Annotated in this window: 14 protein-coding genes; 1 reads left to right on the top strand and 13 read right to left on the bottom strand. The window is 38.4% G+C overall.

From position 1 onward, the window contains the following. Positions 1-3: 3 nt before the first annotated feature. From UQ64_RS11095 to UQ64_RS11160, 13 genes are all read right to left on the bottom strand, one after another. Positions 4-1269, bottom strand: coding sequence for an ATP-grasp domain-containing protein (locus UQ64_RS11095; protein ID WP_060623526.1), 1266 nt, complete (start codon positions 1267-1269; stop codon positions 4-6). Next, on the bottom strand, positions 1266-1541 hold the full coding sequence (locus tag UQ64_RS11100; protein ID WP_060623527.1) for an acyl carrier protein: 276 nt from the start codon (positions 1539-1541) through the stop codon (positions 1266-1268). Before UQ64_RS11100 ends, UQ64_RS11095 begins: the two co-directional genes overlap by 4 nt. Before the next feature lie 406 nt (positions 1542-1947). Beyond that, positions 1948-2964 (bottom strand): hypothetical protein, encoded by a 1017-nt coding sequence (locus UQ64_RS11110; protein ID WP_060623529.1) that lies wholly within the window; start codon positions 2962-2964, stop codon positions 1948-1950. Between the two features lie 2 nt (positions 2965-2966). Next, entirely contained in the window at positions 2967-3713 is a 747-nt protein-coding gene (locus tag UQ64_RS11115) for a sugar phosphate isomerase/epimerase family protein (RefSeq protein WP_060623530.1), read from the bottom strand. 25 nt (positions 3714-3738) lie between these two features. Further along, positions 3739-4872 carry a class-II aminoacyl-tRNA synthetase family protein gene (locus tag UQ64_RS11120; protein WP_060623531.1) on the bottom strand — a complete coding sequence of 378 codons (1134 nt, stop codon included), beginning with the start codon at positions 4870-4872 and terminating at the stop codon, positions 3739-3741. Between the two features lie 25 nt (positions 4873-4897). Then, positions 4898-5662, bottom strand: coding sequence for an ABC transporter permease (locus UQ64_RS11125; protein ID WP_209445752.1), 765 nt, complete (start codon positions 5660-5662; stop codon positions 4898-4900). A gap of 47 nt (positions 5663-5709) precedes the next feature. After that, a complete protein-coding gene (locus tag UQ64_RS11130; RefSeq protein WP_060623533.1) occupies positions 5710-6513 on the bottom strand; it encodes an ABC transporter permease in 804 nt (267 codons plus the stop codon). Next, positions 6510-7487 (bottom strand): ABC transporter ATP-binding protein, encoded by a 978-nt coding sequence (locus UQ64_RS11135; RefSeq protein WP_060623534.1) that lies wholly within the window; start codon positions 7485-7487, stop codon positions 6510-6512. The genes UQ64_RS11130 and UQ64_RS11135 overlap by 4 nt, the downstream gene beginning before the upstream one ends. Continuing rightward, positions 7475-8617, bottom strand: coding sequence for an MGDG synthase family glycosyltransferase (locus tag UQ64_RS11140; protein WP_245237941.1), 1143 nt, complete (start codon positions 8615-8617; stop codon positions 7475-7477). Before UQ64_RS11140 ends, UQ64_RS11135 begins: the two co-directional genes overlap by 13 nt. A 37-nt stretch (positions 8618-8654) precedes the next feature. Then, positions 8655-9758, bottom strand: coding sequence for a radical SAM protein (locus tag UQ64_RS11145; protein WP_060623536.1), 1104 nt, complete (start codon positions 9756-9758; stop codon positions 8655-8657). Positions 9759-9769: 11 nt separating this feature from the next. Further along, the gene (locus tag UQ64_RS11150) at positions 9770-9997 is read right to left on the bottom strand and encodes a hypothetical protein (protein WP_060623537.1); all 228 of its coding nucleotides are present in this window, start codon (positions 9995-9997) and stop codon (positions 9770-9772) included. 13 nt (positions 9998-10010) lie between these two features. Continuing rightward, entirely contained in the window at positions 10011-10976 is a 966-nt protein-coding gene (locus tag UQ64_RS11155) for a cysteine peptidase family C39 domain-containing protein (protein ID WP_060623538.1), read from the bottom strand. A 39-nt stretch (positions 10977-11015) separates the two neighbouring features. Then, complete coding sequence (locus UQ64_RS11160) at positions 11016-12746, bottom strand: non-ribosomal peptide synthetase (protein ID WP_060623539.1); 1731 nt, start codon at positions 12744-12746, stop codon at positions 11016-11018. Between the two features lie 754 nt (positions 12747-13500). Here UQ64_RS11160 and UQ64_RS11165 point away from each other — a divergent pair. Beyond that, a complete protein-coding gene (locus UQ64_RS11165; RefSeq protein WP_060623540.1) occupies positions 13501-14868 on the top strand; it encodes an MFS transporter in 1368 nt (455 codons plus the stop codon). Positions 14869-14891 lie beyond the last annotated feature (23 nt).

Below are 14891 nucleotides of genomic sequence, written 5' to 3' on the forward strand. Positions count from 1 at the left end.
TACCTAATATGTTTTTATATTCATTTCATTCATCAATGCTTTAATCTCTGACAAATATTCAGGGTGTTCGTTCGGTTGATAGGGTATCGATAAATATAATCTGCCTTTGCCAGAAGAACTATTATTCATAATCGTATTGGAAGTTAAGGGGATTACCCCTCTTTCGTTTGGACTGAATAATAGTTTATTCCGATGAAGCACCTCCAAAAATTGCTCGTATGTAAAGTGCGTATTCCATTGTAAATCTATGAAAGTTAAGTAACTTGAATATCCATGCTGAGTTAAGTAATGATCCAGCTTCGTATTAATAAGTCCCATTGATTTGCGTGCGTTGATTTCAACTACCGGATATATTGAACCGTCTGCTAATATCATTGAATCAATACATACTTCCCCATGATATCCATGTTTATAAATGGACTTACAAGCATGAAATACGGTGTCAAAATAGCCAGCTGCGTCTAATTTATCAATAAAGGAAGAGTTGTGCACATGCCTCGAACCTTTGTAACTTAAGCCTTTGTTATCGATATATTGAACGGACAGTATCTCAGGTTCGCCATTCATATCAATGCTCAGGTGGCAGGAAAAATCTGTTTCTTTTTGTAAAAAGGGTTCTACAATCAGTTGTGTAGCCATCCCTCTGCCTTCTTGTTTCTTGATATGCCTATAAACGCTTTCTAAAATGCCCTTTGAATGGACCACCAAATTGCCTTTACCGGAAACTCCGAAGAAATCTTTTATTATGATGCCGTCAGATAATAAATCCTGACTAATGGTTAGCAATTGATCTGCTGAATAGCATAGTACACCTTTATAGTTGGCATCCCACTGTTTGCTAAACTCATAAGAAAATAATTTTGAATTTACCCTAACTGCTGATTCATAGCTTGGCAAAGCATTTTTTAGGGTGTATTTCTTCTCAACTTGTGAAGTTTTATCCAAAACTGAGTAAGATGATATTTCAGACGCTTCAATGTAAACGCTCTCTTTTATAAGCGTATTTTCGAGCGATTCTTCATCATGGCAGTGGCTGGCTACAATATTTTCAAATAAAAAACCAATACTGCGCAAATAATGGATATGGGCTAGATTCATTTTGCGTCTAGTGAACAGCTTGTCATCTCTATTACAAAAAACAAATAACAGCTCGTCCATATGTTTAACATAATCTGCGCTGTAAGATTTTATGGCAGGGAGCGAGGCTATGTTTTTTTCTCTCCACAAACTTTCAGAATCGAAAATACCATATACCAGTTTCGCCCTCATCTCAACGCGTCTTCCTTTTGCTTAAAATCCCTTTCTTGGATACCCTTAATGTAATTAAAAAAACGCTCCACACTTGTCAAATCGTCCATCTGAAACTCATCAAAATCGATCTCCACATCGAACTCATCTTCTACTTTCAGAATCAGATTAATAAGTTGTAGAGAATCAATACCGATATCATTAATGATATCGGCATCGCTAGAAATGGAATCTCTAAGTTCGGGAGTCTCCCGTACTTCAACAATTATTTCTATTAATTTATCTAGTGTCATTAATAATTCCTCCCTTTTTTTAACAGTTTACCTTCGTATTGTATTAAATCAAAATCATCCTAACAAGTGTAAAAAGTATATATCTAATGTACTTATTCAATATATTTCCAATCAATTGTAATTGACTTAATATCCGATTGACTGTTCATCTGAACCATATGAAAGGAATTATTCCGCTCTACTGAAAGTTGTGGAATTGCTGCCCCCTACTGCTGCTCTATGTAGGAAGAATTGCCCCTGAAAAAGGCATAACCACTCTTGTGTTTATGCTTAAAATAGAAATAGAGGGTCCAATCAGCGAATAATCCCTGTTCCGATCGTCCAGAATTCCCTGATTCCAGAACTTGAGCGCGTAGCGAAGTGTAATCAAGGGTCTCTACTTTAAGCTCCTGACCCCTATACACCTTCAACTGTTTAAAAACGATGTAAGTAGTTGTTCTTCAGCATCCTTCATCTCTTCCAAGCCTTTTAAGATACTAATAATCTCTTTGGTCTTTTTTGATAAACTATATTTCAAAAATTTACACCGTTGAATTAACGCCTTATTTTCAATTTCTTCATAGCATTTAATATAATTTGAAAAATCCCCTTTGAAATTTGCCTTCATAAACATAAATCGTTCTTTCATTACTACCTTATGTTCCCATAATATGTGCAGGTTTCTAACATCAAGTTCAGCCTTTTCTTCTATTAAAGAACTTAAATACACTTTTAACTGGTTATAAACAGCCATACCAAATACACAGTTCTTATCCTCATAAATAAGGTTAGTTTGTGTTTTGAATTTCACCAACGAATTTTGAGAACTCAAATAGTCTTGTATATATCCACGAATCAAATCAAAGTCGAAATCATACGTAGAACCTTGGCCTATAAAATATAAAACATCTAACCTAAAATCAGGAGGACAGTTGGTGAAGGACTTTTCTAGATCACTAAACGGGGTCTGTATTATTTTGAATCTTTCTAATGAATCATATCCCAAAGTGTAAAACACTTTCTCATCTTTGTTATACCCAAATATAAAATTACAGTGAGGATAACTTCTATTTTGATAGGAGTACTTTTCTGGAATATAAAACTCATCAACATGCAAATAAACATACCCTTCCGTATCAATAGTGCTAATAATAAAATCCACGATATTCTTTTGTATGCAGTGATAAAAAAAAGATTCAGGGATGTCCAAGTAGTTGATCCAAGGGCAAGAGTTTAAGTAAAATCGCCCGTCATCCCACAAAAAATTCATATCCAAAGTGTTTTGGGGATGTATATTTTTCAAGCAGCTCAATTGTATAAAATTGCTAAAGAACCAGGGCATTGTTTCTTCGTGGGACGTTATAATGCTTAAAGGGTACGCATGGTGCAATCTTCCATAAATTAGAGGTTTTTCATTAAGTTGAAGTATTTTTTTTGCTGCCATTTTCATTTTCCCCGAATGTTTTTAAAATGGGTCAGACAACTTTGCGCACCATCAAAATTGTTAAACAAAAGCTTGCTTTCGTATTCAATGATGAACCATTCGGTTCCGGCCGCGTTTTTAATAATCGATTGATAGTCCAGACTATCTTCACCCAAAATCGTGTTAAAACCCGTTTCCAAGGAATACGGCTTAATATGCACCGTGTTGAAATGGTACGGATATTTTCTCAAAAAACTTTCCGGGGCTGCTCCTGCTGAAAGCATGTTGCCAACATCCAATTGTATAATGACGTCTTTATCTATGTTGCTGCAAAAAGCATCGAATACATACCCGTAATCCATTCTTGCGAATTCTTCCCGGTGATTATGATAACCTATCTTCATGCCATAATCAGATAATTTTCTGCTTAACCGATTGAATTCTCCCGCAGTTCTTGCCCACGCTTCTTCAGAATTAGTATCTTCATAGGGTAAATTCGGAATGATCAGCCGCGAGTTTCTTAAGGTCTGCATATAGTGGATCGTTGAGTATAGAAATTCGTCATTCAAATAATGTTTTTGGATATGCCAGCCGACGACTTCCAAGCCTGTTTTGTTCAAGGCGTTTAATAACTCATGCACATCATGGCTAAAGCCCCCCGCAAATTCAACTCCCTCATATCCCATTTCTTTTATTTTGGTCAACGTACCCAACAAATCACGGGACAAGTCCTCCATAAATGGAAATAAAGCTAATGCAATTTTACTCATGTATGCTCACGCCTTTCCATATTTTTTACTTCATCGATTCCAAAACCATTGCTGGCCATTTTTCATAATGGATTCCATATTGGCACATAAATGCCAGAACCCATCTTTCTATCCCAAAGCCAATGCATCCGGTTACTGTTCTGGAGCAGTTTTCCACTTCAATATGAAATGCTTTGGTGAAAGAGATGCCATGTAAATTAAAAGAAGCACAAGCCAGGCTTTTCTCTTCCGAGGTGGAGAGCCGAAGCTCATATTTACTTTTTTCAAACAGCTGTATTTTTTTATAGGACTGCATATCCGGTATAATAAAAGGGTCCGAAGCGGCGGCGATTTGGCCCGACAGATTCAACTGCTGCATAAGGGTTGCAACTTTATCCATGATTCTGTTTCTCTGGTTTAGTACATACTGCGCATCTCCTATAAAGACGATTTCTCTAACATGATAATCTCTTAATCTTCCAAATTCGTTCCAGTTAAATCTCCCTTCATTTCGAAATACTTTTTGCGTAAACGTTAAGCTTTGGGATGTTTTCAAAGATTGATTCTCAAGCTCCCTATAGGTATGAAAGCAGGCGGATGGTGAGAGGGCCAGAGACGGTTCAGATAAAACATGGTGAACATCAGAGTGGCCCGCCAGCTCATTTAAAGCGGAGATCGAGTCCATACTTTCCAAGACGTCACAGCAAAACATAGCGTACTGGGGTGACGATTTTAAATATCCCGTCTTTTTATAGACTTCCATCGGCAGCAATGTTGGGTATATACGCTCTTCCGCATGTTCCTCTATCGCAAAGGTCCGGAAGATCGAGGAAAAATAATTAAATAAATGAACAGCTTCTTTTTTAAATCCAATTAGACCCTTTTCAAAACTCTCTATCCTGTCGGATTCATAGATGGAATGAGTATCATAATACTTCTGTTTTTTTGAATGCTTATGTTGAAAATAAATGTACTCGCTTTCTTTTGGACTGCAATATTTCTCCATCAATCGGTTGAAATTGAATTTTATTTGCTCCAAATCACCATTATCTTGTACTTGTAAGGCAATTTTGTGATCCCTTTCTTCAAAACTGATGATATCGGCAGAAACAAAGCTGATTAATTTAATAAATTCTTCTTTTTCGAGGTCCCTGCCGTAATCGAGTAATAGAATTTTCATAATCATGCTCTCCCTTCCCGGAAGCTTAACCGCTTACACTTACATAATGCTTCATTGCTTTATTCCAGAGTACCCTGCACAGGATAAAGAAAAAGATCGGCGCTATAATACTCCAGACAATCATAAGCGGGCTTAGCTTATCTAATATAAACAACCCTCCTATATTTGTGATTAAAAAAACGGGGATTATAAAAGTTCCAATAATTTTAAAAACACCGTTATAAATGGTCATTGGCATATTATTGAAATCCCACAGCTGATTCACAAATTGGCTTATGCCATTCGCAGAAACCGTCCAGAACGAAATAATATTTGGAATAAGAAATACACTGTAGGTAAGAAACAATCCCCATAAAGTAAACCCTATATACCCTATAAGATTCACAAAAGTAAAGGCGACATCTGCACGGTACCAGCCAATCCCTACCATCGTCCCTCCTACCACTAATGACACTGCAGCAAAGGCCAGATCAACATGTCTCAGAGTGACCATAAACTGTAGGGAAATGGGTTTGACTATTAAAGTGTCGAGGCCCCCGCTCTTAATATGGCTGGAAAGTGATCCGAAATTGATGAGGAAAAATGAAACGAATACACCCGATAAGGCACTATAGGTTCCAATCATAATCATCATCTCATCCGGTGTGAATCCGTTGATGTTTATTCCTACATTGTAAAGCACAATGACATAAGTAAGCTTTATTCCCATATGCGCCAACTGAACACATGCCGATATAATGAAATTAACTCTATACTCCATTTGACTCATCAGGCTGTTTTTTATAAACATCCAATAAATAACTAAGTACCTTTTAAATTCTCGAAGCATCGGATTGTTCACCCTCCGGCAGCAATATATTTTTTCTTTCCATAGTTCCAGACTAAGCTGCAAAAAATGCCCAGACATAAAACCCACAACACCATAATCGACAGCCCTGCTGTAATCTCTGATCCGCTTATTTTACCGATTAGCACGTTGGCAGGAAAATATGTAATGTAATAAAAAGGGAATAGTCTGGATATGGCAATCACTCGGTCGCCAAAAATATCCAAGGGAAAGATTGCTCCGGATATAATCAGCGAAATAACGTTTATCACTGTGAAAATGCCGCCACATTCGCCAATCCAAAAGGCGATATTCGCAAACAAAAATGAAATCAAATATTGTAAAACAAAAGCCATAACAGCAACTGCGCTAAATTTGACGATCTGCATAATGTTCATTTCAATCATTTGGTTCGCATTAAAGTAAACAAGCACTATCCCCATTCCGATAACAATTACAATCATATCCGAGATTTTGGAACCGATGAATTGAAAGGCTTTATAGAAAAAATAATTAACCGGCAATATAAGATATTTGCTTAGCATTCCATTTTTAATATCTGAAGATATACTGTATTGAACATCCACAGATACCAGGCTCGACACGAAAATGGAAAGCACGGTATACAATATCATCTGATTGTATGTATAATGCAAAATGATTGTATCGGGTGAATTTGCAAATATCGCCGTCCACATAAAAAACTGGATAATGGCCGGAAAAAACTTGGACAACAATCCAAACATAAAATCCAGTCTGTATTCAAGCGTACTGATGAAAGAGGTCGAGGATATATATAAGTATTTTGGCTTCATTGGGCACCTGCCTCGTACAGCTTCAAGATTTTATCCTCAATGGGCAGATCTTCAACGGAAAAATCAGTAAGTTCATACTTGTTCAAAAGATAAGCTAAGCAGTCTCTGACATGATTATGATCAACCTCAAGGGAGACACTTCCTTCTTCTTCTTTACGGATCTTTCCGAAATGTATGAGTTCATCTCTGTCAAAGTTTAAGTGATCTACGCTGAATGATAAAATTTTAATATTGTCCCTTTTAATATCGCTTAGCGCTCCGTCATATACTTTTTCACCCTTGTTTATGATCATGGCTCTGCTGCAAAGCTCTTCAATATCCTGCATATAATGGCTTGTAAGAATGACAGTAGATTTATAGTGTTTGTTATAGTCTTTAATGAATTTTCTCATATCTCTTTGCGCCATTAAATCAAGCCCTATGGTAGGCTCATCGAGAAATATGACTTTGGGCTTATGAATAAGGGAAGAAATAATTTCAAATTTCATTCTCTCCCCCAATGATAGCCTGCGGACTTGTACAGATAACAAATCCTTTACGCCGAATATTTCCACCAGATCACTTAATGTTTTTTTATATTCGGGCTCAGGTATCTCATAGATATGTTTATTGAGCAATATACTTTCATTTGCAGGCAGATCCCACCAAAGCTGATTTTTTTGAGCCATCACTACCGCTATTTGCTTTTTAAATAAAGTCTCCCTTTTCCAAGGGATATATCCGTTGACCCGCATTTCTCCGCTTGTAGGATAGATTATTCCTGATAAAAGCTTGAGCGTAGTCGTTTTTCCAGCACCATTCGGTCCAAGAAACCCAACGATTTCCCCTTCTTCCACCGAAAAAGATAAATCTTTTACTGCATCTTTGGTTAGTTTTTCTCTATGGAAAAGATTTTTAAATGAACTTTTAATGCCCTCCTCTTTTTTATAAAACTCAAATGTTTTGGATATATGTCTAGCTTCTATAATCGGCATGGCCAACACCCTTCTCCAAGTTCTTCTTGTATACAAACCTTAGACCCAGAAATAACCTCTGCTATATTGACGCTTCCGTTCGTAATTTGCAGTTTGGAAATATTCTCTTTCAATGCAAGAAGCGTATCCGGCCTGATCATTTCTTTACATTTTGCCGCCAGCTCCTCCAGATCATAAAAAATGCTGCCTACGTTGTTTTCCTTGAGGAAATGCACGACCCCCTCCTCTTGATACAGAAATCCTTTCGTCGCATCAATAAGTACAGGTGTATCCGTGTACAAGCACTCATAAAACGTATTTGCACCGGCTTTCGTTATACATAAATCGCTGATTCTCAAAAGATCTTGAATATTATCGACATACTCCAACACGCAACACCTAGGGTATTTATTCTTGCAAATCGTATAGAGAGGTTTATTATTGCCGCATAACACTATAACGTTAGCCTTACCCTTGAATTCTTCATCCACACTTCTAATAATGCTTAAGTAATGCATGGAGCCCTGCGCTCCGCAATTGATAAGCACGGTTGGTTTATCCTTGCAGAAATTGTCCTGCTTAACAAACTCCGGTGTATCATTGCCGCTCACATCAAACTTCTGATGCAAGGAATAACCGCTTACAATGATGTCTGCAGCCGGTATGCCTTCTTCTTCAAGAAGAGCTTTCGTTTCATCGTTCGGACAAAAATAGCGATCTGCTCCCTCTGCAGCAAACCCCGGATACATGGGCCTGAAGGGATCGGTGACAACAATATAGAATTTCTGCCGGCTGTTGGTTTCTTTTAGATACCGGATAATGTATTTATTAATAAGTGGAGTCGTGGATACGATTACATCGCAAGGATGATTGCTAAAAAACAGATTCAAAGGTTCAATCCAATAGGAGTACATCTCATTGAATTTATCCGGTTTTTCCAACAGTGACATCTGGGTGAATAATTTGCATAGCTCCGATGAGGTCATTTGCAATAAGTTATAGAAGTCGCTTAATACTTTGTTGCTGGGCATCAACCGCTCATAAAAGTGTGGAAACAACTTTACATCGCATGCTTTATTTTCCAAAAAAGAATTTATTGAATTCATTACGGATATGTGCCCTCGCCCAGTATTGGCCGCCAAAATGACCACCTTCAATTTCGTCCCCCCTAAAAAGGATATTTGACGACTATCGTTCGGCTCTCTCATATTTCAAAGAATTTGGAGAAAAATATACAGATGGCAATAAGCCTTCGGACTCGTGGGTACACTGCAGACAATGCTGATTACAGTTGACCTCATTTCGCCTTTCATTAGCTGCCCGGTTATTCCACAATTCCTGAAAATCCATGTTGTAATCTCTTAAATTTCCAATTGAAGGCAGCACCTCGCAGACTCCAACATCTCCGTTATAATCTATAAATCCGCCATGGTGACCCGCATAGCAAGTAAAAAGCTTGTTCCCGCAGCGTTCTCCTTCATAAATATAATTATTAACGGAGGACAATAAATAGGTTTGCGGTTTTTCCAATGCCGAAGGCTCCAGTTGATGCATATATTTTTCTATAGTTTTTAAGCAGGAAAGGTAGTTCTCCATATTTATGGCTTTAATGTCCTCTCCTGCCCTCGGATCTTGACGGGTTTTGATTAAAGAAATTTTATCCGGCTTCAGATGGACCATAGCCCAATCGAAAAAAGCACTCATTTCATTCTCGTTGATCGTATTCATTGCCGAACATATATAGAGTTCAAAATTAGGATAATATTTCTTTAAAGTTTGGCAAGCATTCCACGTTTCAAGGGCCCTCTCAAAGGTTCCTACACCTCTGATTTCATTGTGAGTATCTTTAAAACCATCCAGTGATATGCCAAGTGAATAGGATTGTCTGGGCGCTGCCTGCAGAATCTTCTCAACCTGAGACACTATTCTATGGGTAAGCTGGCCATTGCTGGCAGAGTCGGCCAACATCATTTTATTGTTTTTCTGGAAGATATGTATGATTTCATGGAAGTCTTCTCTCAGGAATGGCTCTCCGCCGCAAAATATGCCGGTCAAAAAATTGTCCATGCTTAAGGATAATTGTCTATATTCATCAATCGTCATTCCATCTTTTACATTGCCTGTGTCAATGGTTTCATGATAAAAACAATGCTTGCACCGAAGGTTGCATTTATTGGTTACCAGAAAAGAGATAATGAGCGGAGTGCCTTTTTGAATGGAATGGCGGGCATTGTATTTTTCCAGATAGAAGTTTAATTTGGCCATATTTTGATTATAGTGATCTACATTCATCGTTCTCTCTCCTATAAGCATAATTTACATAAATCTCCAATATCGTCGCACTCAAAAATGTCTATGATCGAGATTTCCCTGTCGCTGTATTCCTCCAAAATGATCAGGAGATTAATTTTATCAAACGAATCCAGTTTATCCTTATCAAAAGCGGTCTCTTCAGTACTTCCTTCAGGAAGCATTAAATATTGCGATAAGACATCGAATAGTTCATCTGCTTTTGTGGTCATGTTATCCATATCCATTCTCCCTTCATGATCTTAGTTCACAAATTAATTCATGGGCGATTGCCTCTTCCGTCTCGGAAATATACATAATTTTGTCCTTTAGTTTTTTCTCCAACATTTCGTTATAATTCGATAAAATGTATTTCAGCATCAAGGCACTTGTCTCTGACCACAGCCTGGATGCCTTGATCAATGGCTCAAAATATTTAGGGAAATCTATATCCTGCTGAATGGTCATTAAATAATCCAAGTACCTGCTGTAACATCTCCTACCATCGGCAACATTGTTTAATCTTAATAACATAGGGTAAAATACCAGGCTATCGTATTTCTCAACTTCAAATCTAATGTGGGCCTCATCAATATCATCCGAGAATTTCCGCATTTGCTCAAAATCGCTCAACCCATGACTGCCTGCAAACAGATCCCTTAAATTTTTGTTCATATTATCTTTCCAATCGTATTTTCCGCTTATTTCTTCAGAGATTAAAAAGAAACGGGATGCGCCTTGAAAGAAAAGTTCAAAAGATATCCTCTCGGGTGTTTTACTGATGTATGGATCAATACAGATCAGACCATCGCTTGATAAGCCGGTTAACAGCACAAAGTGACTGCCATGATATTTCTTGTAGATTCTATGCCATTCACAATAAAAGGGATCGATTTCCAAACCAACCATTCTGCCTTCTTGAAGCTCTTGATTTATAATATCCAAGAACCTGCTCGAATCTTTGAAGCAGTCGTAGAATTCAAGATAAATGCCGAAGTTATAAGATAGAGAAGCAAATAACTGATTAAAGCCAGTCCGATAAAGATCAATCCCCCATTCGGTTCTTTTCATGCCAAAGCTCCAGGTGTGGTCAAATACTTTGCGGTAATCATAATTTTTCCACTGTAAATAGGTAATAAAGATATCCTGAATACAATTACTGTATAGATCATGTTTAAAATTAATCTTAATTTCGCATTTTTCAGATTTCAGATTATACATTAAGCATTCCCCTAATTTGTGTATTCGGTTTTGAATTCGTTATACTGGCAAGATTGAGAGTCTATGCTTAAGATAATCCGCTATCTCTTCAATCGTATTGAAAGCTTTAAAAACCAATTTTTCATCTTCGAATTCCATATCAAATTCGGCTTCAAAAGCAACAATGATACTGACAAAGGTAATAGAATCAATCCCCAGGTCTGAAAGCCTACTGTGCAAACTTAGTTCGTTGTTTTTATTTTCGCCCATTATATTTCTAAAAACGTCCAGGATTTTATTTTCAAATGTATTATCCGAAGTACTCCTAATCACGCTGGAAATAGCATTTGTTTTAAAATTGTTGATCATCTCCTTTCGGTCAATTTTCCCATTACTGGTGTGGGGAAAGTCCAAAACCTTCAACATTCTGCCGGGAATCATATATTCAGGAAGCCTAAGCTGCAGATCATTAATGAATTCGTTTTCGTCTATTTCCTTTTGGCATTGATATAATCCAACCAAATGGCTTTCTTCCTGTTGATTTAGGCATATCACAACTGCCTGGTTTATATTTTCAAAAGAGCACATGGCTATTTCAATTTCTTCAAGTTCTATGCGATGGCCTCGGACCTTCACCTGATGGTCTCTTCTGCCAAGAAACTCTATATTGCCATTCTCAACATATCTCCCCCGATCTCCGGTTCTGTAAATTCTGGTGTTGCCGTTTAAATTCACAAACGCTCTCGCAGTTAGTTCATCCTTATGGATATAGCCTCTCGCCAAACCGTCTCCGGAAATACAAATCTCTCCGATATCACCGGCTCCCACTTTTTTTGAATTTTCATCCAAAATGTAGATAGAGGTATTTTTGATGGGTGTACCAATATGAATATGATCGCTATTCGTTAGGTCGCTTACCGTTGACCAAATGGTTGTTTCAGTTGGACCATACATGTTATATATTTTGGCATTTGTTTTTCTTTGAAGTTCTTGCAGTAAATTTAAAGGGAGTTTTTCTCCTCCTACAAGAATCTCGCTCACATGTCTCAAACATAATAAGTCAGGATCATATTTATATAAAAACAGCAATCGTGAAGGGGTAAATTGAAGCATGTCCGGTTTACTGTTTTTAATTAAATTAGTCATAAGACGGGGATTTTTCTGTTCATGCTCATTTGCCAATATAACCGTCAAGCCTTTGCAAATCGATAAAACACTTTCGAGGAAAAAAATATCAAACGTTGCAACCGTAAAACTGGCTATTGCCTTGCCTCGTGAAAAGTTAATAACCTCAGACATTCCGTCTATAAAATTAAGAAGAGATTTTCTGTAAATTTCCACTCCCTTTGGAACTCCGGTAGAACCGGATGTATACAGAATAAAGCCAATCTCTGAGCTAACAGCTTCGTTGGTTTCTTTTTTTTCGCTGTAATCCCCCAGGTTCTCAATAACAATCATTTTTTGTCCCAAACATCTATTACAATACTTTTCCTCGGTAATCATGAGATCTACTTGGCAATCCTCAAGAATATAATTGATCCTTTCCTCAGGATAGGCAGGATCCAAATACACATAGGGAACATTGATTTGCAAGGCTGCTACAGCCGCTAAAATTTGAACCGGGCTTCTGTCCAGAAAAATCCCTACAGGATTACAAATTTTTTCACATAACAAAGCATGCGAAATCATTCGTATACAATCGATCAAATCTTCAAAAGATAATCTTTCATTTTCAAAAATGATTTCACTGGTTCCGGGTATTATAAAATCTTTTGCGGGTACTTGATTCACTGCATTCCCACCTTCCTTTATGATCAATGTCCTGCTCGGTATACTTAATAAAAGTGAAATAAATCACAATTGTAAAAATTGAAAAATATGGATCACCCAATGACACACCTAATTTCCCATATCGTTCCATTGATATTTACATCATATTCAATGAAAGCACTTTCTTGTAGTGTAAAATTCTAATAAAAGAGTGTACAAATCAAAGAAATAAAAAAGATAACTTAGTTTCATAGGATAAAAACCACCACAAGTAGTTATGAATGTTTATTGCCTCTCTCTTACTCTGAGCAATAAAAAAAGGATAGGCACAATCAATATGATGAAGGAAAAATGGGAGTAACCAGACTCTCTCTGAGATTATTCACGTTGTTAATGTTTTTCGGAAACATCGTGAGCATGAACATAATCGGATGATGCTCGTAAATAAATGGCTTCTGATTCCTTTAAAACAGATGTGACAATCTCTATAAAGAACTTCATGTGATCGAATCTTTTTTCAACAAATTAAACATTACCGTCGTTTGGCAACTCGCTATGACCCCGGTATATTCGGGTTTGATGGTTCTCTTCAATGAATATCGCTTAGGTTTTTTAACAGGATGTGATACTATTGTATTGGTTTATTTTTTCATTCAACTTATTTGGAGGCGTATTATATCATGCGGCAAAACAATTTTGTAAGGGTACAACATTTAGGGGAAGACGCATAATTGACCCTATAAACTGCGATTCCCCTTCAACTTAAAGGGGTTAAATGCAAGTGCTACATCGAAATGAAGTTCACGCGTCACGATTCATCCTTTGGCTGAGCATATTGACGTTTTTCAGTGTTATGAACGAAACCATGTTTAACGTATCATTGCCGGATATTGCTGCTTATTTTGATATTGCACCGTCTGCGGCCAATTGGACCAATACCTGCTTCTCACTATCCTTCGCCATTGGTATCGCTATGTACGGCAAGATATCCGAACATACAGGCATGAGAAAGCTGCTGTTATTCGGTATGCTGGCCTACGGTTTCGGTTCCATTGTCGGCCTATTATGTCATACCTGGTATCCGGGAGTATTAATCGCGCGTTTTATTCAGGGAGTTGGCGCTTCGGCAGTTCCATCACTTATTATGGTAATCATCGTCAAGATTGTCGAGCCGGAAAAACAAGGCAAGGCGTTCGGCCTGATTGGCTCTGTGGTTGCATTTGGGGAGGGGCTTGGCCCGGTCATCGGAGGTGCGATTTCCGGCTATATTCATTGGTCCTTGTTATTTGCACTGCCATTGCTATCGCTGTTAGCCCTTCCTTTCGTATTACGGACACTTCCTGTCGAGACTTCGGAAAGAAGACCATTCGATATTACTGGCGCCGTTTTGCTATCTGTAGGCATTTTCTCGTTTGCGCTGTTCACGACGCTGTACCATTGGATTTACCTGACTGCAAGTCTGGTTCTGTTCGGGCTTCTCGCTCTTCATATCCGCCGGAAACAGGCACCATTCCTGGAACCGTTCCTGTTTCGAAAGAAAAAATATATTGCCGGTGTGCTCACCGGTGCTGTGCTGCTCGGCACGGTCGCAGGTTTCTTTGCCATGGTGCCTTATCTGATGAGAGCGGTGTACCATATGCCGACCAGTCTCATCGGAAGCGCCATTCTGTTCCCGGGCACATTGAGCGTCATCTTATTCGGGATGCTCGGCGGGATGCTGGCTGACCGCCGGGGCCTTATCGCCGCGATGTTGTCCGGGCTCGGTATGATTGTCGCCGGTTTTCTGATCGTACTCTTCTATACAGATCGTGCGCCTTGGCTTATTACATGTTCAATGATCCTGACGTTTGGCGGTCTTTCGTTTGTGAAAACTGTCATTTCGGCAAGTGTCGCCAAGACGCTGGAACCGGATGAAGCAGGTTCCGGAATGGGCATGCTTAACTTCGCCTGTTTCCTTGCCGAAGGTATTGGTATTGCGGGTGTGGGCGGACTGCTGACGAAGCCGTGGCTAAACTCCCCCCTAATCGCAACCGTAACCATTCAAGAAGCCGCACTTTACAGCAATATGATGTTGATTTTTATTGCGCTCGTGACTTTTGGCGGCCTCCTGTTCGCCCTGTCGTACAAGCGCAATCTTCAATGATTTACTGCTCTAGGGATTTTCCG

The organism is Paenibacillus etheri (genome assembly GCF_001012825.1).
Lineage (GTDB): Bacteria > Bacillota > Bacilli > Paenibacillales > Paenibacillaceae > Paenibacillus_AQ > Paenibacillus_AQ etheri.